This window comes from Serratia nevei, from assembly GCF_037948395.1.
GTDB classification, from domain to species: Bacteria; Pseudomonadota; Gammaproteobacteria; order Enterobacterales; family Enterobacteriaceae; genus Serratia; species Serratia nevei.
Genome location: NZ_CP149940.1, coordinates 3910108 through 3932768, shown reverse-complemented (window position 1 = coordinate 3932768; position 22661 = coordinate 3910108). Strand labels below are relative to the sequence as shown.

The 22661-nt window shown below is 62.6% G+C and carries 16 protein-coding genes and 1 pseudogene; 2 read left to right on the top strand and 15 right to left on the bottom strand.

The window, feature by feature from the left end:
* Positions 1-143: 143 nt before the first annotated feature.
* The 9 genes and pseudogenes from V8N38_RS18900 to V8N38_RS18860 form a co-directional block, all read right to left on the bottom strand.
* Positions 144-830, bottom strand: coding sequence for a GntR family transcriptional regulator (locus tag V8N38_RS18900; RefSeq protein WP_025303872.1), 687 nt, complete (start codon positions 828-830; stop codon positions 144-146).
* A gap of 98 nt (positions 831-928) precedes the next feature.
* Positions 929-2260 (bottom strand): MFS transporter, encoded by a 1332-nt coding sequence (locus V8N38_RS18895; protein WP_060424888.1) that lies wholly within the window; start codon positions 2258-2260, stop codon positions 929-931.
* Between the two features lie 76 nt (positions 2261-2336).
* Positions 2337-3326 (bottom strand): annotated as a pseudogene (locus V8N38_RS18890) (mannitol dehydrogenase family protein); the annotation flags it as partial.
* A gap of 52 nt (positions 3327-3378) precedes the next feature.
* Entirely contained in the window at positions 3379-4668 is a 1290-nt protein-coding gene (locus tag V8N38_RS18885; RefSeq protein ID WP_060424884.1) for an MFS transporter, read from the bottom strand.
* Positions 4669-4758: 90 nt separating this feature from the next.
* Positions 4759-5775, bottom strand: coding sequence for a Zn-dependent oxidoreductase (locus V8N38_RS18880; RefSeq protein WP_187181566.1), 1017 nt, complete (start codon positions 5773-5775; stop codon positions 4759-4761).
* Positions 5776-5780: 5 nt separating this feature from the next.
* On the bottom strand, positions 5781-6995 hold the full coding sequence (manD, locus tag V8N38_RS18875) for a D-mannonate dehydratase ManD (RefSeq protein ID WP_049213350.1): 1215 nt from the start codon (positions 6993-6995) through the stop codon (positions 5781-5783).
* 169 nt (positions 6996-7164) lie between these two features.
* Positions 7165-8070 (bottom strand): lipid kinase YegS, encoded by a 906-nt coding sequence (yegS, locus tag V8N38_RS18870; protein ID WP_147840177.1) that lies wholly within the window; start codon positions 8068-8070, stop codon positions 7165-7167.
* A 463-nt stretch (positions 8071-8533) separates the two neighbouring features.
* Positions 8534-9886, bottom strand: coding sequence for a tRNA 5-hydroxyuridine modification protein YegQ (gene yegQ / locus V8N38_RS18865; RefSeq protein ID WP_060424878.1), 1353 nt, complete (start codon positions 9884-9886; stop codon positions 8534-8536).
* Between the two features lie 301 nt (positions 9887-10187).
* Positions 10188-10526, bottom strand: a complete 339-nt coding sequence (locus V8N38_RS18860) for a YegP family protein (protein ID WP_142110365.1) — start codon at positions 10524-10526, stop codon at positions 10188-10190.
* A 337-nt stretch (positions 10527-10863) separates the two neighbouring features.
* Here V8N38_RS18860 and V8N38_RS18855 point away from each other — a divergent pair, with 337 nt between their 5' ends.
* Complete coding sequence (locus tag V8N38_RS18855; RefSeq protein WP_147840176.1) at positions 10864-11127, top strand: antitoxin; 264 nt, start codon at positions 10864-10866, stop codon at positions 11125-11127.
* A 3-nt stretch (positions 11128-11130) separates the two neighbouring features.
* A complete protein-coding gene (locus tag V8N38_RS18850) occupies positions 11131-11520 on the top strand; it encodes a type II toxin-antitoxin system VapC family toxin (protein WP_047730091.1) in 390 nt (129 codons plus the stop codon).
* 4 nt (positions 11521-11524) lie between these two features.
* Here the strand turns inward: V8N38_RS18850 and baeR are convergent, their stop codons facing one another.
* Genes baeR through V8N38_RS18820 form a run of 6 tightly spaced genes read right to left on the bottom strand, consistent with a single transcriptional unit; the run spans position 11525 to position 22498 of the window.
* Positions 11525-12241: a two-component system response regulator BaeR gene (gene baeR / locus V8N38_RS18845; RefSeq protein ID WP_142110364.1), complete on the bottom strand. Its 717-nt coding sequence runs from the start codon at positions 12239-12241 to the stop codon at positions 11525-11527.
* Positions 12241-13623 (bottom strand): two-component system sensor histidine kinase BaeS, encoded by a 1383-nt coding sequence (baeS, locus tag V8N38_RS18840; protein WP_147840175.1) that lies wholly within the window; start codon positions 13621-13623, stop codon positions 12241-12243. Before baeS ends, baeR begins: the two co-directional genes overlap by 1 nt.
* Complete coding sequence (gene mdtD, locus V8N38_RS18835; RefSeq protein WP_187181564.1) at positions 13620-15050, bottom strand: multidrug transporter subunit MdtD; 1431 nt, start codon at positions 15048-15050, stop codon at positions 13620-13622. The genes baeS and mdtD overlap by 4 nt, the downstream gene beginning before the upstream one ends.
* A gap of 10 nt (positions 15051-15060) precedes the next feature.
* A complete protein-coding gene (gene mdtC, locus V8N38_RS18830) occupies positions 15061-18141 on the bottom strand; it encodes a multidrug efflux RND transporter permease subunit MdtC (protein ID WP_147840174.1) in 3081 nt (1026 codons plus the stop codon).
* Positions 18138-21257: an MdtB/MuxB family multidrug efflux RND transporter permease subunit gene (locus V8N38_RS18825; RefSeq protein ID WP_147840173.1), complete on the bottom strand. Its 3120-nt coding sequence runs from the start codon at positions 21255-21257 to the stop codon at positions 18138-18140. Before V8N38_RS18825 ends, mdtC begins: the two co-directional genes overlap by 4 nt.
* Positions 21257-22498, bottom strand: coding sequence for an MdtA/MuxA family multidrug efflux RND transporter periplasmic adaptor subunit (locus tag V8N38_RS18820; RefSeq protein WP_060441153.1), 1242 nt, complete (start codon positions 22496-22498; stop codon positions 21257-21259). Before V8N38_RS18820 ends, V8N38_RS18825 begins: the two co-directional genes overlap by 1 nt.
* Positions 22499-22661 lie beyond the last annotated feature (163 nt).

Below are 22661 nucleotides of genomic sequence, written 5' to 3'. Positions count from 1 at the left end.
GTAAAAAAGCGGTGATTGAAGCTGTAAAGCGATACTACCGAACTTGATCCGGCAAGGACAAACAATAGATGCGATTGAGAGGAAATGCCATTGGCGAGGCCAAATACGCGGGGACGATCGCCCCCGGCGCGCTAAGCGATTGATTATTCGATCTCGAACCACTCGGTGTTCTGCAGGGCGATCGGGGTGATGGAGTAGATCATCTCCTGCAGGTGATCGTGGATGGCGCGCTCCGCCGCCTCGGCATCGCGCGCTTTCAGCGCTTCGTAGATGCGGTAGTGCTGCTTGATCAGGCTCTCCGGCGGCGAGACTTCGCTCAGGCTGAGGAAACGCACCCGATCCATGGTGGCCTTGATGGTTTCGATGGTCTCCCACGCCAGCGGGCAGTCGGCGAACTGGGTCAGCAGCTGGTGGAATTCATCGTCCAGCGCCAGAAACTCGCGCGTCTGCCCGTTCTGCGCCGCCAGCGCCTGACGGTGCAGGTTATGCTCCAGCGTCATCAGCTGCGCCGGGGTGGCGCGCTCCGCTGCGCGGCGCACGATGGCGCATTCCACCGCCTGACGAATAAAGCGCCCGTCGGCCACGCGCTTGGCGGAGATTTTCATCACGAAAGTGCCGCGCTGCGGCAGGATCTGCACCAGGCCGGCCTCCGCCAGCTTGATGAAGGCTTCGCGCACTGGCTGGCGCGAAACGCAAAAGCGCGTGGAAATCTCTTTCTCGGACAACAGGGTGCCGGGGGGGATGGTGCAGTCGACGATATCCTTGCGCAGGAAGCGATAGATCTGCTGGTTGACCGGGACGTTGTTGGTGAGACTGTACGTTTCAGACATGGCGACAATCAGGCATCTGGCTGGAATTCGAATGCCACCATACTAGCAGATTATTGGTTGAGGGCGGGGGGATAAATCCACCCGCCGGGTAGGGTAACTCAGTGATGCCAATCCTGATATTCCTGCTTGCGCCGCCCCGGCGCGGTTTCCGGCATCAGGCTCAGGCCGATGGCCGACACTACGCCCAGCACCATCATGTAACCCGCCAGCCCGTAGTAGTGGCCGCCGGTCACCTGCAGGATCTTCACCGCCAGCAGCCCCAGAATGCCGCTGCCGATCAGCGATCCTATCTGCCAGATCAGCGCGATGCCGCTGCAGCGCACGCGGGTGGGGAACAGCTCCGGGAAGTAGGAGGCCTGTGGCGCGTAGCACATGCTGTGGCCGAAGGTCAGCACCACTATCATGGCGATCTGCGTCACCCAGAAACTATCGAGGTTGATCGCCATAAAGAACGGCACGATGCACACCACCTGCAGCAGCGCGCCGGCGATGTACACCGGTTTTCGCCCAACCCGATCGGAGAGGCGGCCCATCAGCGGAATGGCGAAAATCTCCAGCAGCACCGCCACGATCATCGCCTCCAGCAGAATGGTCTCGTTGAGGTGGTTGGCCTTGCCGTAGGCCAGCACGATCACCGTGAACATGGCGAAGGCGCAGGCTTCAATCAGCTTGGCGCACACCCCTTTGCCGATAAGGCCGGGGTAGCGGCGGGCCACTTCCACCACCGGCCGGCTCTCCACCGCCTTGGTGGCGCGGATCTGGGTAAACACCGGCGACTCGTCGATCTTCAGGCGAATAAACAGCCCGACGATCACCAGCAGCAGGCTGAGCAGGAACGGAATGCGCCAGCCCCAGTCCAGCATCTGCGCCGGCGACAGCACGGCGGTCAGCAGCGCGAACAGCCCCGATGGCAGCAGGAAACCGGCGGGCGCGCCGATCTGTACCCAGCTGGCGTAGAAGCCGCGCCGCGGCGGCGGCGCGTATTCGGCGGTCATCAGCACCGCGCCGGCCTGTTCGCCGCCGACGCCGAAGCCCTGCAGCACGCGGATAAAGATCAGCGCGAGCGGCGCCCAGATGCCGATCTGCTCATAGGTGGGCAGCAGGCCGATGCAGAAGGTGCCGAGGCCGACGATCAGGATGGTGATCACCAGCGCCTTCTTGCGGCCGACCTTGTCGCCGATGTGGCCGAACACGATGCCGCCCAGCGGGCGCGCCAGGAAACCGACCGCGTAGGTGGCGAAGGCCGCCAGCGTGCTGATCAGCGGATCGGCGCTGGGGAAAAACAGCTGGCCGAAGAACAGCACCGCAGCGGTGCCGTAAGCGAAGAAATCATAATATTCGGCGGCGGTGCCGATGGCCGAAGCGCTGGCGACGCGCCGCAGCAGCGGTTGATTGCCGGTATTGACGGCGTTATGCGTGGTGACGGTCATCGGAAACCTCCCGGTCGGTAAGCGGCAGAGCGGCGACGGCGGCTTTGGCCCCCAGGCTCAGCAGTTGATGATAAGCGTGGCTGACGGCGCGGACAAAATCCGCGTCCTGCATGCAGTCACCGACGTGCTGATAACCGGCCAGATAGCCGAGATAGGCGAGGAACGAATGGCTGCCGTTCAGCATGCGCAGCTTCATCTCCTCAAACGGCAGCACGTCGCTCACCAGTTCGGCGCCGACCTTTTCCCAGGCCGGTCGCCCCTGGGGAAAGCGGTCCTCAATGACCCACTGGCTGAATGGTTCGCAGGCCACGCCGACCTCATCCTCGACGCCGCCCAGCCAGGCAAGCAGCTGGCCGCGGGCTTCCTGCGTCATCGCCGGCACGATGCGATCCACCATGGTGGAAGGGAAGGCGACCTCTTGACGCACCCAGTCGGCCAGCGCCGGATCCTGCCGCTGCGCCAGGTCGAGCAGCACCTGGCGCGTGACCCGGCCGTTGGCCGGCATATTGTCGCAGGACATCACGGCGAACGGCGGCAGCCCGCGTTCACGGCGCAGGCGCAGCGCCGCCAGCAGCAGCCCCGGCGCCGACTGTGGCTGTGCCGGATGGGCGATATCATGCGCGATCGCCGGGTGTTCCGCCATCAGCCGGCCGCTGGCAGGGTGGTGGCAATAGCCCTTTTCGCTGATGGTCAGCGAGACGATGGCGATCTCAGGCTGCGTCAGGGCCGCCAGCACCGCCGCCAGCCCGTCGGTTTGCAGGTGCAGCGCCTGGCGCACCACGCCGATGACCCGGCCCCGCCAGCCGTCGTCGTCCATCTCCGCCACCGAGAACAGCAGATCCTGTTGCCGTAGGTCGGCGATCTTTTGCCGGCCGTGCTGCATGCTGATTTCGCAGTAGCCCCAGTCGCTGCCGTGCTCGCTGGCCAGCCTGTCGGCGTACATCGCCTGGTGCGCGCGGTGAAACGCGCCGAAGCCGATATGCACCATGCGCGGTTTCACGCGCTCACGTGCGTAGCCGGGCCGAATAATGGCGGCCGGCAGCGCGCTGTGGTCGGAAAGTCTCATGTTCAATGTCCCTGGAGAGGTAAGCAAAGGGGCGAAGCCGCCCCGCCTGGCGTTATGGTTTTAAGATTTGCACGCCCGCCGTTGCGCGCGGCGCCTTGATCACCAGCAGCACCAGCAGCGCGCCCAGCGCGGCGACGCCGCCCGCCAGCATAAAGGCGCTGTCGAATTTGCCGGTGTTCTGCACGATGTAGCCGGTGACGATCGGCCCGATGATGCCGGAGACGCTGCCGATCAAATGAATGAACCCGCTGGCGCCGCCGACCCGGGATTTATGCACCACGTCCTGGATGATCGCCCAGTAGAGGGCGCCGGTGATGTAAAGGAAGAAGATCGACACCGACATCAGCATCACCGCCGGCACCACGCTGCTGACGGTGCCTGCCAACGCCACGCACACCGCCGCCGCCAGCAGGCTGGTGACCAGCACGATCTTGCGCGACAGCAGCAATTTGCCGGTGATGTTGAAGATTTTGTCGGAAATATAGCCGCCGAGCGCCAGCCCGACGAAGCCGACGATCCACGGGATCATCGTGGTCAGACTCATCTCCTTGATGTTCAGGTTGTGCGCCTGCACCAGATACGAGGGGAACCAGCTCAGGAAGAAGAACAGAATGTAGTTGTAGCAGAAGAAGGCGAAGGCGGTGACCAGAATGATCGGCTGCTTCAGGTAGTAACCCAGCCCGTGCGCGGCGTCGCTCAGCGCGCTTTCCTCGCCGAGGTTTTCCTGTTTCAACCGCGCGATCAGCGCCCGTTCTTCGGCGCTGACGCGCTGGCTTTTCGCCGGGTTATCCGCCACCACGAAGAACCACACCAGCATCCAGACGATGCCGATGGCGCAGATGATCATAAACGCCGGCCGCCAGCCGAACGCCAGCGCCAGATAGCCGACGATCGGCCCGGCCACGGCGCCGCCTAACGGCGAACCGGCGCTGAGCAGGCCCATGGCGGTCGCCGCCTGCTTCTTCGGGAACCAGCCATTGATCATCTTGTTGGCCGAGGCGCAGATCGGCCCTTCGGCCATGCCGAACAGGACGCGCAGGATCAGCATCGAGTAAAAACCGGTGGCGATTGCCGTCATGCCGCAGAAGAGGGACCACAGACCGACCGCCACGCCCAGGACCAGCGTCGGGCCGAAACGGTCGACCGCCAGCCCGCCGACGAAGTTGAAGATGGCGTAGCCGAAGAAGAAGCTGCCGAAGATCAGGCCGAACTGTTCGGCGTTCAGCATCAGATCCTGTTCGATCATCGGCACGGTGATCGACAGCGCCACGCGATCGAGGTAGTTGATCATGTAGACCATGAACAGCAGGAACACGATGGTCCAACGCAGGTTTTTAAACATAAAGCACTCCACTGGGTGTCGTTTTAATCGTGATGCTTCGTTGTTTGCACGGGCGGCGGGGCCGCCCAATGCCCCGATGCGGCCTTGGCGTTACTCGAACTGCAGCAGCACCTTGCAGCAGGTGCGCTGATCCCGCTCGAACATCAGCATCGCCCGTTCGACGTCGCCGGCGGGCACGCAGTGGGTGAGCAGCCGCTGCGGGTCTAGCTTGCCGTCCGCCATCCAGGCGATCACCTGCGGGAAGCGTGCGCTGTTCAGGCGCGAGGAGAAGATCGACAGCTCCTTGCTGGTGATGCTCTGCTGGGTCAGGGTGCAGGCGTCGCCGGAAAAGCCCATGATGCCGATGCGCGCCGCCGGCGAGGCCAGCGCGATCGCCTCCGGCAAAATGGCGGGGTGGCAGGCGGCATCGACGATCAGCGTCGGCTGAATGCCGCGCTGCTGCAGCGCCTGCGGCAATGCGGCCTCGGCGTTGTTGAACGTCTCGTCGGCGCCGTTGGCGCGCGCCATGTCCAGCCGCTCGGCGATGCGATCGACGACCCACACCTGCTTGACGCCGTACACGCCTTTCAGCGTCTGGATCACCGTGAGCCCCATCGGCCCGGCGCCGTAGATCAGCGCGATGTCGTCAGGACGCGGTTGCAGGTGGGCGGTGATGTTGGCGGCGATGCTGAAGGGTTCGATCATCGCGGCGTGGCGATCGCTGATGGCGGGCGGAACCGGATAGGCGTTGCGCGCCGGTACGCAGGCGTAGTCGCTGAAGCCGCCGTCGCGGTGCACGCCGATCACCTGCAGCGAGGTGCAGACGTTGGGCCGGCCGACCGAACAGGGATAGCAGTGGCCGCAGCTCACCACCGGATCTACCGAGACGCGTTCGCCGAGGCGCGCCGGATCGACGCCTTCGCCCAGCGCATCGATCAGGCCGAAGAACTCGTGGCCGATCACCCGCGGATAGCGGGCGAACGGGTTATGGCCGTGATAGATATGGACGTCGGAGCCGCAGATGCCGGCGAATTTCACCTTGACCCGCACCTCGCCGGCCGCCGGCTGCGGCAGCGCGCGCGTCTGCAGCGCCAGGCGCCCGGGCTGTTCGATCACGACGCTGCGCATGGTGTTTACCAGTTCCATAAGGTGCCATCCTCCAGACGCGCAACCGGCAGGTAGGCCGGTTCATACGGGTAACGGGCCGCCAGCTTCTCATCGAACTCGATGCCGATGCCCGGCTTGTCGCCCGGATGCATATAGCCGTCGTCGAACGTCCAGCTGTGCGGGAACACCTCGAGCATCTGCTCGGAATAGCCCATGTATTCCTGCACGCCGAAATTCGGCACCCACAGATCGAAATGCAGCGCTGCCGCCATGCAGATCGGCGACAGATCGGAAGGGCCGTGGGAGCCGGTGCGCACCTGATACAGCGAGGCGAAGTCGGCGATGCGCCGCATGCCGGTAATGCCGCCCGCGTGCGTCAGGGTGGTACGGATGTAGTCGATCAGCTGCTCTTCAATCAGCTGTTTGCAGTCCCAGATGCTGTTGAACACCTCGCCGACGGCGATCGGCGTGACGGTATGCTGGCGAATCAGGCGGAAACAGGCCTGGTTTTCCGCCGGCGTCGGATCTTCCATCCAGAACAGGCGATACGGCTCGGCGCTTTTGCCGAAGCGCGCCGCTTCGATCGGCGTCAGGCGGTGGTGCATGTCGTGCAGCAGGTGCTCGTTGAAGCCGAACCTGTTGCGCACCGCATCGAACAGTTTGGGGGTGAAATCGAGGTATTTTTCCGTCGACCACAGCTGCTCTTCCGGCCAGTCACCCTTGGTGGCCGGCTCATAGGCCTGGCCTTTCCCCTTGGCCATGCCGTAGGTGGTTTTCATGCCCGGCACGCCGCATTGGACGCGGATGGCCTTGAAGCCTTGTTCTTTATGCTTGGCGTAGTCGTCGAGCACCTCGTCGATCGAGTGGCCGGTGGTGTGGCAATACACCATCACCCCCGAACGCGACGCGCCGCCCAGCAATTGATACAGCGGCATGTTGGCGGCCTTGGCCTTGATGTCCCACAGCGCCATGTCGACGGCGGAAATGGCCGACATGGTCACCGGGCCGCGCCGCCAGTAAGCGCCTTTGTAGAAGAATTGCCAGAGGTCTTCGATCCGCTGCGCGTCGCGGCCGATCAGCTGCGGGCAGAGGTGATCTTTCAGGTAAGAGGCCACCGACAGTTCACGCCCGTTCAGCGTGGCGTCACCGAGGCCGACGATGCCGTCATCGGTGGTGATCTTCAGCGTGACAAAGTTGCGCCCCGGGCAGGTGACGAACACCTCGGCGTTGACGATTTTCATAACCTTCACATCCTGTAGCTGCGGAGAGATAGCGCGAAAATACGCCATGAACTAACTACCATACAAGTATGAATTAATGAATTTGCCGGAGAGGATCACATTTGATCGCGAGCGGAAGCGGGTAAGCGGAGGGGGAAGAAGCGGGGCGCAGCGGCTGCGCCCGACAAGGTCAGCCCAGCAGGGCGCAGTTAGGCGGCAGGCGGCATTCGATGGCCTGCGGCAACACTTCGATGCGGAAATGACGGCCTTTGAGCGGCTCGCCGTCGAGGTTGAAAGTCATCTCATGCGGCGCGTCGATCTCGAGCCACGGCAGCGCTGCGCTGAGGATGCTGTTGCTTTCTTCGTCGTTGAACAGGGCGGCGACCAGCGCCGGCAGCAGTTCATCGGCGATCAGCAGGCGCAGCTGCAGCAGGCCGTCGTTGATCAGCGCGCTGGGGCACAGCTCCTGGCCGCCGCCGGCCTGTTTGCCGTTGCCGATGCCGATCACCAGCGCCTCGCCGGCCCAGCAGAAGTCCGGCCCGCGAATTTCACAGCGGTCGGCCTGCAGCGTATCCATGCGCAGCAAGCCGTGCACGAAGTAGGACACGCCGCCCAATGCCGCCTTCAGCTTCTCCGGCGTTTCGGTGGTGATGCGGGTGCCGAAGCCGCCGGTGGCCATGTTGATGAAGTAGCGCTCGCCGTTGACCTTGGCCAGATCGATCGGCACCGAGCGGCCCTTGATCGCCAGCTGCAGCGCCTGTTCCGGCGACGGGGGAATATTGCAGGCCATGGCGAAATCGTTGGCGGTGCCGAGCGGCAGGATGCCCAGCACCGGCCGGTTGTGCGCCGGCAGTTGCACCAGCGCGGCCGCCACTTCGTTGATGGTGCCGTCACCGCCGCCGGCGACGACGGTGCCGACGCCGAGCTGTGCGGCTTCCGCGACGTAGCGCGCGGCGTCGCCGTGCTCCCAGGTCACGCGCACGTGCAGCGTGATGCGTTCTGCGCGCAGGCGTTTGACCGCCTGACGCAGCTCTTCGTTACCGGCGCCTTTGCCGTTGAGAATAAGCAGGGCGGGCGCATGTGAGTGTTGAGGCATTGCCGATCTCCTCCGGCGGAAAACCAAGAATGCCTCAAGATAAACCAGCTGCCGCCACCAGGCCATCAGAATATTCAGCTAATTCTGGTTATTCCCCGGCGTTCAGTGAATATGAAGCAAGGCGAATTTATCTGAATTTTACGCGGAAATAAGTCAGGTTTTAAAGACGAGAGGATTAATCGCTGTAGCGTTATTTATATATCGAAGCGGCGTGATTATTATTAAAACGGATAACGAGAATAAGTTATGGAAATAGGCGCAGCAAAAAAAATAGGCGAGCCCATAAAGAAAAAGCCAGCCCAAGGGAGATTGGGCCGGCTAAGGAGGTGGTTCCTAGTATTGCTATGCAAATATTTTCGTTGTTCGTTTTAAGCAGCGTGATAGTAACCAAGCTGCGCGCACATTGATGTGATCCAATTCTAATATTTGCTAAAAATCGCCGCCGAATGACGGCGATTCATTTTTATGCTCCGGCGCTATTTTCTTCCGCCAAATTGCGGATCAGCAACGCATAATTGAGATCGATATCCTGCGGGATCGGCAAATAAACGATATGGCCGTTGCCCGGCGCCACCTCAATCGGTTCGCCTTTCTTATTTTGCATACTTTCGAGGGTGAAGACCACGTTGCCGCCCGGCGTCATCATCTCGACGCTGTCGCCGAGTGAGAACTTATTCTTCACGTCGACCTCCGCCCAGCCATCGCGGCGCACGCCGGTGAATTCGCCGACGAACTGCTGGCGCTCGGAGAGCGAGGAGCCGTAGTCGTAATTCTGCTGCGCTTCGTGCACGTGGCGGCGCAGGAAGCCTTCTGTGTAGCCGCGGTGCGCCAGGCCTTCCAGCGTGGTAAGCAGGGTCGGATCGAAGGGTTTGCCGGCGGCCGCGTCGTCGATGGCGCGGCGGTAGACCTGGGCGGTGCGGGCGCAGTAGTAGAAGGACTTGGTGCGGCCTTCGATCTTCAGCGAGTGCACGCCGAGCTGCGTCAGACGCTCCACGTGCTGGATGGCGCGCAGATCCTTGGAGTTCATGATATAGGTGCCGTGCTCGTCTTCGAAGGCGCTCATATATTCGCCTGGTTTTTGCGCTTCAGATAGCATGAACACCTTGTCGGTCGGCGCGCCGATGCCCAGCGTCGGCTCGACGGTTTGCACCGGGATCGGCTCGTGCAGGTGCACGATATTGCCGGTGTCGTCCTCTTTGCCTTCTTCAGCCTTATACTGCCAGCGGCAGGCGTTGGTGCAGGTGCCCTGGTTGGGATCGCGCTTGTTGATATAGCCCGACAGCAGGCAGCGGCCGGAGTAGGCCATGCACAGCGCGCCGTGGACGAAGATCTCCAGTTCCATGTCCGGCACTTCGGCGCGGATCTCGGCGATCTCTTCCAGCGACAGCTCGCGCGAGAGGATCACGCGGGTCAGACCCATTTGCTTCCAGAACTTCACCGTCGCCCAGTTAACGGCGTTGGCCTGCACCGACAGGTGGATGTCCATCTGCGGGAAGGCTTCGCGCACCATCATGATAAGGCCGGGATCGGACATGATCAGCGCATCCGGGCCCATATCGATAACCGGCTTCAGATCGCGCAGGAAGGTTTTCAACTTGGCGTTGTGCGGGGCGATGTTCACCACCACGTAGAATTTTTTGCCCAACGCATGGGCTTCGTTGATGCCCTGCGCCAGATTCTCGTGGTTGAACTCGTTGTTGCGCACCCGCAGGCTGTAGCGCGGCTGGCCGGCGTAAACCGCATCGGCGCCATAGGCGAAGGCGTAACGCATGTTTTTCAGCGTTCCGGCCGGGGAGAGAAGTTCCGGTGTAAACATAGTGTGTCTCGGTCTGATTTCAGGTCAGTATACCTCTGTCTTTCGAACTGCAGCGTTGTTGGCTGCATTCGCTCACTCCAGTCACTTGGTTGACCAAGCTTCTGGAGACTCACGAACTTGCCGCCTAGCTGCCGTATGAAAGCCAGTGGGTATATTGCGCCCCAGATGGCGCAGTAAAAGCGGGGGATTGTAGCCGCAGCGCGGCAAGAAATCAGCAGTTAACCGGATTTATTCAAGGGAGATTGATCCCGGTCAAACGGAAAACGCGCGATGGCGGCCACCGCGCGGGCGACACGGGGGATCAGGCGCTCAAATCGCGGATATCGGTGGTCGGGCCGTTTTTCATCACCGACTGGATACCGTTTTTGGCTGCGCTTTCGGAGCTGTACATTTCGCTGACGCCGATCACCTGATGGTTCTTGGCCTTCAGCACAAAATAGGGCTGATTGCTGGTGCTGTGCTTCACTTCAAACTGCGCTTCGTGCGGCGCATTGGTCTGCACCGAGGCGATGCCGTTCTCCGCCGACGCTTTGCTGGCGTACATCTCGCTGGCCAGAATGATCTCGCCGTTACTGGCTTTCAGGTTGAAGTGGTACTGTCCGTTCTTTGCTTTTTTCAGCTCGTAATGACCGATTGCCATGGTTCTTCTCCTGTAGGTTCCGATTCGTGATGTAAGTGTAGCCAATCGCTTGAAAATCGGCGGCTAAACCTCACAGCAGCTTAGTCTAAAAAATGCGCAGTTTTCTTGCGCCGGCGCGGAGTTTTCATCCGAGAAGCCCGCTGCCGCACGGGAAGCTAAGGGAAGGCGTGGTGATTGCGCAGTGCGCCGCATAATGACAATTACGTGGTTTCATCGAGCAGCATTGCGCGTTACCGTTTGCCCGCTACGTAAAGGTGAGTGAAAAGTGAGCGATAGATCTTGGCATCGACGCGCTGCAGGCATATGCTTTGGCCTATGCCTGCTGTGGAGTGTTGAGATGGAAAGAATCGCAAAGCTGTTTAAAAACGGCAGAAATCAGGCGGTGAGGTTACCGGTGGAATTTGAATTTGATACGGATCGTGTGTATATCCGTCGCGATCGGGAGGGAAACGTGATTTTATCCAAATATCCGGCAAAGCCGGACAGCTGGGCACCGCTGCTGAGCATTATCGCCCAAACGCCGGTGCCGCAAGAGTTTCTTGGCGCGGAAGATCGTCAGCAAGAGGTTGCAGACCGCGATCCATTCTCAGAGGAAGAGTAGGCGATGTACATGTTTGATACCAACACCGTCAGCCACCTGTTTCGGCAGCATCCGCAGGTGCTTAACGTCATGGAAAAGCTCCCGCCTTCTGCCGTATGTATTTCCAGCGTCACGGAAGCGGAACTGCTTTACGGTGTGGCTAAACGGCGGAACAAGGCGTTGCAAAGCATGGTCGAGGCCTTTCTTGCCGCGGTGACGGTCTATGCATGGGATAGCGAGGCCGCCCGCTGCTACGGTGAAATGCGCGCGAACATGGAGAGAAAGGGCAAAATCATGGGCGCGCTGGATCAACTGATCGCCGCTCACGCGCAGAGCCGTGGCGCGACGCTGGTGACCAACGATCGCGCATTTGCCATGGTGCCCGGGTTGGCGGTTGAAGACTGGACGCGCTGATCCCCTAAACCCCATTCACCAGCCGGCAGGGCTCGGCTTCCCAGCGGTAGCCCACGCCGTATACCGAGCGAATAAAGGATTTTTCCCCGTCGATCAGTTCCAGCTTGCGGCGCAGGTTTTTGATGTGGCTGTCGATGGTGCGATCGGTGACCACCCGATAGTCGTCATACAGGTTGTTCAGCAGCTGCTCGCGTGAAAACACGTTGCCCGGCTGGCTGGCCAGCGTTTTCAGCAGGCGGAATTCCGCCGGCGTCAGATCCAGCAACTGCCCCTGATAGCTGGCCTGGAAACGCGGCTCATCGATGTGCAGCAGGTCATCTTCTCGCGCGCTCTCCTGCGGCCGATAGCTGCGGCGCAGAATGGTTTTCACCCGCGCCACCACTTCGCGCGGGCTGTAGGGTTTGCAGATGTAATCGTCGGCGCCGATCTCCAGCCCCAGCAGGCGATCGATCTCTTCGATTTTCGCCGTCACCATCACGATAGGCACGTCGCTGAAGCGGCGCAGCTCGCGGCACACCGTCAGGCCGTCGGCACCCGGCAACATCAGGTCGAGCAAAATCAGCGCTGGCGGATGCTGGTGCACGGTCGGCACCACCTCGTTGCCGTTGGTCAGCCAGCGGGTGGCGTAACCCGCCGCCTGCAGATAGTCCACCAGCAGCTGGCCCAACTTGGGCTCATCTTCAACAATCATGATCTGCACGGGGTGATTCTGCATATCCATCAAGGCGCCTTATTTTTTATCGGGGTAGCAAATTCTACTGTAATGCGCACGCCGCCTAAAGGCGAATGCTCGGCGCGGATTTTCCCGTCGTGGGCTTCCACGATGTTGTGGCAGATCGCCAGCCCCAGCCCGGAACCGCCGCTGGCGCGGTTGCGTGAACCTTCCGCCCGGTAGAAACGTTCGAAAATGCGGGTCAGCTGCTGATCGCTGATGCCCGGCGCGCTGTCCTGCCAGTAGAGGAACAGCCGTCCTGGCTGCAGCTCGGCGCTGATTTCCAGCCGGCCGCCGGCGTCGGTGTAGCGCAGGCTGTTTTCCAGCAGGTTATTGAACAGCTGGTTCAAACGGTCGGGATCGCCAAACAGCGGCGCCTGGGCTGGCAGATGCGTAACGATCTCCAGCCCTTTGGCACGGAAGCGTTCGCGAAAGGCGGCGACGGCGATCTGCAGCAGGTGCACGCAGTCCACCGACGATTTGCGATAGGCCAGCGCGCCGAGATCGGAGAGCGACAGCTGGTGCAGATCGTCGACCAGTTTGGTCAGGGTAGACACCTCGGCCTGCAGCGAACTGAGCGACGCCGGCGTTGGCTGCCGCACGCCGTCCTGCAGCGCCTCCAGCTCGCCGCGCAGCACCGCCAGCGGCGTGCGCAGCTCGTGCGAGACGTCGGCCATAAAAGCGCGGCGCATCTGTTCGTTTTTCTCCAGCGAGGTGGCCAACTGGTTGAAGTCGTGCGCCAGCCGGCCCAGTTCATCCTGGCTGCTGACCGCCACGCGGGTGGTGAAATCCCCCGCCGCCAGGCGATGGGTGCCCGCCACCAGGCGCTTGACCGGGGCCAGCATGCCGCGCGACAGCAGCCAGGTCACCGCCGCCGCCAGCAGGGTAGAGAGTGCGACGATGATCCAACTGGTGCGCCGCTGCTGGCGATCGAAGTTGATGTCGGTGTTGCGCGTCAGGCGCTCGACCGGGGTGGTGATCACCCAGCCGACGATCTCGTTGTTGTAGCGGATCGGGTGGCGCGAGCCCTCTTTCGGTACCGGCCCGGAGTGGCCTACCAGGCGGTTGAACTGGCTGTCCACCACCCAAAACTGGGTGCGCCAGCCCTTGGGCGGCAGGTTGTGGCTGCTGTCGCTGTTCTGTTCGAACGAGCGCATGATCTGGTAGATCACCTGATCGTTGTTGCGCAGGAACACCCAGTTGCCGTGGTGGCTGTACTGTTCCTCCAGCGCTTCGCTCAGCATGTTGATGCGCTGTTCGTTGCTGTGCTTGATGTAGTCGATAAAGCCGCGTTCAAAGCTGACGCGCACCCCCCAATGCATGGTGATCAGCACCAACATGCAGGTGGCGAAAATGGCCAGGAACAGTTTCCCGGTAATGCCTATCTTCATTGCAACCTCGTTGAACCGGTACCCGGCTCTTTGGTTAGCGTGCGGTTGGGCGCGCTATCGGCCGGCACGCGCGCGAAGGCCAATGCGGGCAGAGCGATAATCAACGCCATACAGCAGTAGCTGTAAATAAATGCGCTGTGGATGGCCGGGCTGTCGGCCACCACCTGGTGATGGGCGAAGCTGCCGATCAAGATGCCGGCGACGCTGACGCCAAGGCTCATCGACAGCTGCATGACCATCGACAACAGGCTGTTGCCGCTGCTGGTCAGCCGATCCGGCAGATCTTTCAGCGTCAGGGTGTTCATCGCCGAGAAGCGCAGCGAGTTGACCATCCCCTGGAAGAACAGCACCACCGGCAGCAGCCACAGCCAGCCGAGCATCGCCGCCAACAGGAAGCTCAGGCTGACCAGCGCCAGCAGCAGCGTGGCGGCCACCAGCACGTTGCGGTAGCCAAAGCGGTTGACCACCTGCACCACGATGCGTTTCATGCCCATGCTGCCGATGATCATCGGGATCATCATCAGCCCGGCGTGGAACGGCGTGAAACCCATGCCCACCTGCAGGAACAGCGGCGTCATGAACGGCAACATGCCGCTGCCGATGCGCCCCAGCAGACTGGCCAGCAGCCCGATCTTGTAAGTCGGGGTGCGCAGCAGCCGCAGCGAGAACAGGGCGCGGCTATTGCCGTAGGCATGCCAAACATACCCCAACAGCGCCGCTACGCCCAGCGCCAGCAGACCGGCGATGGCGCTGCCGGAGAGCCCCATGCCCTTGTGGCCGTCGAGCGCCAGCGTCAGCGACGCCATGCCGATCGCCAGCAGGATAAAGCCGCTGAGGTCGAAGCGTCGGGTTTGCATTTGGTAGTTGGGCATCAGCAGCAGCGTGGCGATGGCGCCTACGATCCCCACCGGAATATTGATCAGGAAAATCCAGTGCCAGCTGGCGTATTGCACCAGAAAGCCGCCCAGCGCCGGCCCCATCAGCGGGCCGATCTGGCCCGGCAGCGTCACGAAGGTCATCGCCGCCATGTACTGCTCGCGCGGCACGATCTTCATCACCGTCAGGCGGCCGACCGGCACCATCATCGCACCGCCGATGCCCTGAATCACGCGCGAGGCGATCAGCTCGTTCAGGGTTTCCGAGCGGGCGCAGAGAATGGAGCCGAGGGTGAACAGCACGATGGCGCTGAAAAACACCCGCTGTACGCCGACCTTGTCCGCCAGCCAACCGCTGGCCGGCAGCGTCACCGCCACCGTCAGCACATAAGAGACGATCACCGACTGCATGCGCAGCGGGTTCTCCCCCAGGCTGGCGGCCATCGAGGGCAGGGCGGTGTTGACGATAGTGGTATCCAGCGTCTGCATAAAGAAGCCGAATGCCACTATCCAGAGTTGCCAGCGTACCGTGGCGGCGTGTTTCATCAGCATTGGTCGGCCATTAGTGTGGCAGCGGGGCCAGTTGCTTGTTGCGGCGGAACTTCGCCTGCAGCCGGTCGAAGTAAAGATAGACCACCGGCGTGGTGTACAGCGTCAGCAGCTGGCTCATCACTAGGCCGCCGGCAATGGTGATGCCGAGCGGCTGGCGCAGCTCCGCGCCGTCGCCGCTGATCAGCACCAGCGGCAGCGCGCCGAACAACGCCGCCAGCGTGGTCATCATGATCGGCCGGAAACGCAGCAGGCTGGCCTGGAAAATCGCCTCGCGGGCGCTGATGCCGCCGTTGCGCTGCGCCTCGAGCGCGAAGTCGACCATCATGATGGCGTTTTTCTTCACGATGCCGATCAGCAGCATGATGCCGATCAGCGCAATCAGGCTGAACGGCGCGCCGAACAGCTCGAGCGCCAGCAGCGCGCCCACGCCGGCGGAAGGCAGCGTGGAGAGGATGGTCAGCGGATGGATATAGCTCTCGTACAGCACGCCGAGCACGATGTACACCGTGGCGATCGCCGCCAGGATCAGGATCACCTGCGATTTCAGGGTGTCCTGGAACACTTGGGCGGTGCCGGCGAAGGCGCCGCGCACCGTAGGCGGTACGCCGAGCTGGGTCATGGCGCGGGTGACGGCGTCGGTGGCGTCGCCCAGGCTGGCCCCGAGCGGCAGGTTGAACGAGATGGTGGAGGCGGCGGACAGCCCCTGGTGGTTGACCGCCAGCGGCGTATTGGCCGGCTGCCAATGCGCGAAATAGGAGAGCGGTATCGCCTTGCCTTCGCTGTTGATGATGAACATTTTGTCCAGCGAACTCACGTCCTGGGTGTAAGGAGGCGCCACTTCCATCACCACCTTGTATTGGTTGAGCGGCTGATAGATGGTCGAGATCTGCCGTTGGCCGAAGGCGTTGTTCAACAGGTTGTTGGCGTCGGACACCGAGATGCCGAGGCGCGACATGGTGTCGCGATCGTAAATCAGATCCATCTCCGAGCCTTTATCCTGCTGATCCGAGTTGACGTCCGCCAGCTCCGGCAGGGCGGCCAGCGCGGTGCGGATTTTCGGCTCCCAGGTGCGCAGGGCGCTCAAATCGTCCGACAGCAGCGTGTACTGATAGCTGGCGTTGGCCTGCCGGCCGCCGACACGGATATCCTGCACCGCCATCAGGAACAGGCTGGCGCCGGGCTCTTTCGCCAGCTTGGCGCGCAGTCGAGCGATCACCTGCTGCGCGCTCTCTTTGCGTTCGGACAGCGGTTTAAGCGCGATGAACATCGAACCGCTGTTGGTGCGCGAACCGCCGGTGAAGCCGGTGACGTTATCCACCGCCGGATCGTCGCGCACGATGGTCATGAAATCCTGCAGTTTCTGGCGCATGGCCTGGAACGAAATGCTCTGATCGGCCTGAATCGACCCCATCAGACGGCCGGTATCCTGTTCCGGGAAGAAGGTTTTCGGGATGCTGATATACAGCCAGACGTTCAGCGCCACCGTCGCCAGCAGGATCGCCAGCACCCAGCGGGCATGGTCGAGCACCCAGTGCAGCGAGCGGCCGTAGCCCTGCTGCAGTTTCATCAACAGCTTGCCGAAGCCGCGCACGCGCTGCTGCGCGCGTTCCGTTTGCGGGCGCAGCAGGTAGGCGCACATCATCGGCGTGAGCGTCAGCGAGATGATCAGCGACAGCCCGATAGACACCGACAGGGTAACGGCGAACTCGCGGAACAGGCGCCCCGGCAGCCCCTCCATCAGCAGCAGCGGAATGAATACCGCCACCAGCGACATGCTCATCGAAAGCACGGTAAAGCCGACCTCGCGTATCCCTTGCAGCGCCGCCTGCAGCGGCTTGATGCCGGCTTCCACGTGGCGGGAAATGTTTTCCAGCACCACGATGGCGTCGTCCACCACGAAGCCGGTGGCGATGGTCAGCGCCATCAGCGACAGGTTGTTGAGGCTGAAACCGCACAGGTACATGGCGGCGAAGGTGCCGATCAACGACACCGGCACCGCGACGGCGGGGATCAGCGTGGCGCGGCCGGAGCGCAGGAAGGCGAACACCACCAGGATCACCAGCGCGATGGCGATGACCAGCGATTGCTCCACTTCCGCCAGCGAGGCGCGAATGGTCGGCGAGCGATCCTGCGCGATGTTCAGCTTGATCGAGGCCGGAATGCTGGCCTCCAGATCGGGCAGCTCGGCGCGGATGCGATCGACGGTGGCGATGATGTTGGCGTCCGGCGAGCGGCTGACCACCAGCAGGATCGCCGGTTGGGCGTTGGTCATCCCGGCGTTGCGCACGTCCTGCACCGAGTCGATGACGTTGGCGACGTCGCTCAGCCGGACGGCGGAGCCGTTGTTGTAATGCACAATCAGCGGCTTGTAGCCCTCGGCCTTCTTGATCTGGTCGTTGCTCTGGATCTGCCAGCGCTTGTCCTGGCTTTCGGCCGAGCCGAGCGGCGTGCGCAGGTTGGCGTTGCTGATGGCCTGGCGCACGCTGTCCAGCGATACGCCCTGGTTAAACAGCGCGGAAGGGTTCAGCTCCACCCGCACCGCAGGCAGCGAGCTGCCGCCGACGGTGACGTCGCCGACGCCCTCGGTCTGGGCGATTTTCTGCGCCAGCTGGGTGGAGGCGAAGTCGTAAAGTTGCCCCTGGCTGTAGGTGTCGGAGGTGAGCGTCAGGATCATGATCGGCGCGTCCGACGGGTTCATCTGCCGATAGGTCGGGCGGCTCGGCATGCCGGAGGGCAGCAGGCTTTGCGCGGCGTTGATCGCCGCCTGCACGTCGCGCGCCGCGCCGTTGATGTCGCGGCTGAGATCGAACTGCAGGATCACGCGGGTGCTGCCGAGCGAGCTCATCGAAGTCATTTCGTTAACCCCGGCGATGCGGCTGAGCGCGCGCTCCAGCGGGGTGGCGACCGAGGTCGCCATGGTTTCCGGATCGGCGCCCGGCAAGGTTGCGGTGACGGAGATCACCGGGTAGTCCACCTGCGGCAGCGGCGCGACGGGCAGCAGGCTGAAGCCCAGCGCGCCCGCCAGCGCGATCGCCAGCGTCAGCAGGATGGTGGCCACCGGCCGGAAGATAAACAGCGAGAAGAATTTCACGGTGTCTCCCGCGCTTCTTCTTTGGCGTGGGTGTTGCGCGCCAGTTTATCGAACAGCAGGTAAATCACCGGGGTGGTGAACAGCGTCAGGATCTGGCTCATGATCAGGCCGCCGACCATGCAGATGCCGAGCGGCCGGCGCAGCTCCGCGCCGACGCCGGTGCTGAGCATCAGCGGCAGCGCGCCAAGCAGGGCGGCCAGCGTGGTCATCAGGATCGGCCTAAAACGCAGCAGGCAGGCCTGATAGATGGCGTCATAGGGCTTCATGCCCTGCTCGCGTTCGGCGGCCAGGGCGAAGTCGATCATCATGATGGCGTTTTTCTTCACGATGCCGATCAGCAGGATAATACCGATGATGGCGATCACGTCCAGCTCGCTGCCCGCCAGCATCAGCGCCAGCAGCGCGCCAACCCCGGCGGTCGGCAGGGTGGAGAGGATGGTGACCGGATGGATGAAGCTTTCATACAGCACGCCCAGCACGATATACATCGCCACCACCGCCGCCAGGATCAGCCACAGCGTGCTGCCGAGCGCCGCCTGGAAGGCCAGGGTCGCGCCCTGGAATTTGGTGGTGATGTCTTTCGGCATCGCCAGGGTCTTCTCGACCTGGGTAATGGCGTTGACCGCTTCTTCCAGCGAGTAGCCCTCCGCCACGTTGAAGGAGACGGTGGTCGCCGGGAACTGATCGAGGTGGTTGATCGCCAGCGGCCCGTTGCGCTGTTCGATTTTGGCGAGGGTATTCAGCGGCACCACGGCGCCGGTACTGCTGGTGAGGCGGATATCGTTCAGCGCCGCCAGCCCCGGCGTCGCCTGCACGTCATGCTCCAGCACCACGCGGTACTGGTTGGCCTGGGTGTAGATGGTGGAGATCAGGCGCTGGCCGAAGGCGTTGTACAGCGCGCTGTCCACGTCGCTCATCTGGATGCCGAGGCGCGACGCCGAGTCGCGATCGACGTTGATATAGGCCTCCAGCCCCTGATCCTGCCAGTCGCTGCTGACGTCCTGCAGCTCGGGCGTCTGCCGCAGCTCGTCGACCAGCTGCGGCACCCATTGGCTGAGCTGCTCGAGGGACATCGCCTGCAGGGTGAACTGGTACTGCGTGCGGCTGACCTGGGTGTCGATGGTCAGATCCTGCACCGGTTGCAGATAGAGCTTCAGGCCGGGCAGCGCTGCCGCCTTCTCCTGCATCCGGTCGATGATGGTCTGCAGGCTGTCGCTGCGTTCGCTCAGCGGCTTCAGGTTGATCTGCAGCCGGCCGCTGTTGAGGGCGGCGTTGGTGCCGTCGACGCCGATAAACGAGGTCAGGCTCTCTACCGCCGGATCTTGCAGCATCTGCGCGGCGACCTGCTGTTGCAGCACCGCCATTTTGCTGAACGACACCGACTGCGGCGCTTCCAGCGTGCCCTGGATCAGGCCGTTGTCCTGAATCGGGAAGAAGCCTTTGGGAATGAACAGGTAGAGCAGCACGGTGACGGCCAGGGTGCTCAACGCCACGCACAGCGTCAGCCACTGGTGGGCGAGCACGACTTTCAGCCAGCGGCCGTAGCCGGCGATCACGCGTTCGAAGAAACGTTCCGAGGCAGCGGAGAAACGGTTCTGCTTGCGCAGCGACTCATGGCTCAACAGGCGGGCGCACATCATCGGCGTCAGCGTCAGCGACACCACGGCGGAGATCAGAATCGCCACCGCCAGCGTCACGGCGAACTCGCGGAACAGGCGGCCGACGATGTCGCCCATGAACAGCAGCGGGATCAGCACCGCCACCAGCGAGAAGGTCAGCGAGATGATGGTGAAGCCGATTTCGCCGGCCCCTTTCAGCGCGGCGTCGAGCGGTTTTTCGCCTTTCTCGATGTAGCGCGAGATGTTCTCGATCACCACGATGGCGTCGTCCACCACGAAGCCGGTGGCGATGGTCAGCGCCATCAGCGTCAGGTTGTTGATGGAGAAACCGAGGAAGTACATGGCGGCGAAGGTGCCGACCAGCGACAGCGGCACCGCCACGCTGGGGATAATGGTTGCCGGCACGTTGCGCAGGAACACGTAAATCACCATCACCACCAGCGCGATCGCCAGCAGCAGCTCGAACTGCACGTCGCTGACCGAGGCGCGAATGGTGGTGGTGCGATCGGTCAGCACTTTGACGTCGACCGACTTGGGCAGGCTTTTAATCAGCGTCGGCAGCATTTCGCGAATGCTGTCGGCGGTGGTGATGACGTTGACGCCGGGCTGGCGCTGAATGTTCAGCACGATCGCCGGCTGCTTGTTGGCCCAGGCCGCCAGCCGGGTGTTTTCCGCACCCTGTTCGACGGTGGCGATGTCCTGCAGGCGGATCGGCGCGCCGTTTTTGTAGGCGACGATCAGCCGCCGGTACTCATCGGCGGACTTCATCTGATCGTTAGCGGACAGGGTGACCGAGCGGGTCGGGCCGTCCAGGCTGCCTTTGGCGGAGTTGACGTTGGCGGCCGTGATGGCGGTGCGTACGGTTTCGCTGTCGAGCCCGTTGGCCGCCATGGCCGGCGCGTTGAGCTTCACGCGTACCGCCGGGCGCTGGCCGCCGGAAAGGGTGACCAGACCGACGCCGGTCACCTGGGAAATTTTTTGCGCCACGCGGGTTTCCACCATGTCTTCCACCTGCGTCATCGGCATGGCGGTGGAGGTGACGGCCAGCGTCAGGATCGGGGGATCGGCGGGGTTAACCTTGCTGTAGATTGGCGGATAGGGCAGATCGGTCGGCAGCAGGTTGGTGGCGGAGTTGATCGCCGCCTGCACCTCCTGCTCGGCAATATCCAGCGACAGCGCCAGCTGGAATTGCAGGGTGATCACCGAGGCACCGCCGGAGTTCTGTGACAGCATCTGCTTGAGGCCGGACATCTGGCCGAACTGGCGCTCCAGCGGCGCGGTGATGGCGGAGGTCACCACGTCCGGGCTGGCGCCGGGGTACAGCGTCACCACCTGAATGGTCGGATAGTCCACTTCCGGCAGGGCGGAAACCGGCAGCGCGCGGTAGCCGATGATCCCCGCCAGCAGGATCGCCACCATCAGCAGCGTGGTGGCGACCGGGCGCAGAATAAACAGGCGGGACGGGCCGCCGCCGGGGTTCGGCGTCATCACCTGCATCAGGCTTTCTCCCGCTTGGCGTGCGGTGCGGCGTTGCCGCCGGCCGCTTTGGTTTGCGGCGTCACCACCTCAACCTTCATGCCCTCCGTCAGTTGGTCGATGCCGTCGGTCACCACGCGTTGCCCGGCGTTCAGGCCGCTGGCGATGACCACGTTTTGGCTGTCTTCAATGCCGACGGTGACCAGGCGTTTGCTGACTTTATTCTCATCGTCCATCGTCCAGACGAAGTTGCCTTCGTTGCCCATCTGCACGGCGGCGGTCGGCACCACGATGGCGTTTTGCAACGTGGCGACTTTCAGCCGCGCATTGACGAACTGATTGGGGAACAGCGCGTCGTCCTGGTTGGCGTACTGCGCCTTCAGCTTGATGGTGCCGGTGGTGGTGTCTATCTGGTTATCCAGGCTGAGCAGATTGCCCTGCGCCAACAGGGTCTTGTTGGTGCGCCCCCAGGCTTCGACGCTGACCGGGCCGGCCTTTTGCGCCTTCATGATGTCGCTGATGGTGCTTTCCGGCAGCGTGAACACCACGTCGATCGGATGCGTTTGCGTGATCACCACGATGGCGGTGGAGCCGCTGGTGATGTAGTTGCCCATATCGACCTGTTTGAGGCCCACGCGGCCGGAGATCGGGGCGATGATTTTGCTGTAGGTCAGCTGCAGCTGAGCGCTGTCCACCGCGCCCTGATCGGCCTTGATGGACCCTTCGGTCTGCTGCACCAGCGAGGCCTGCGTGTCCAGCTCCTGGCGAGAGACCAGATTGGTTTTCACCAGTTGCTGGTAGCGGGCCAGATCGCGCCGGGCGTTGGCCAGCGTCGCCTGATCCTTCGCCAGCTGCCCCTGAGCCTGGGTCAACTGGACCTGGAATGGCCGGGGATCGATTTCCGCCAGCAGATCGCCGGCTTTCACCTGCTGCCCTTCGGTGAAGTGCAACGTCATCAGTTGGCCGTCGACCCGGCTGGTGACGGTAACGGTATTGGCGGCGGTGACGGTGCCCAGCCCGATCAGATAGCTCGGCACGGATTGCTGCGTGGCCGTGGCCACCTGAACCGGCGACAGATTGCCGCGGCGTTTGCCACCGGCGGCCGCTCCTTTGGCACCGCCGGCAGGGCGGGCAGCCGCTTGTGTTTCAGCGGCCGGCGGCGCGGCGTTGAAATGACGCCAAATCAGCACGGCGACAATGGCCACGATGGCGGCAACCAGCAGGCGCAGCATCAGGGAACGACGTTGGGGTTTTGCATTCATGGCGGCGAAAATTCTCTCCAGAGGACAACCGTGCGGGCACGCATTGCCACAAAAGTGACACTCCTTACAGAATACTAGTTTAGCCAGCCAAAGCGGCATAAAAATGAAGGAAATAAGGAGGAACCGTCAGCATTTTCCGAATAAGTTAACGATTGTTGCCTAC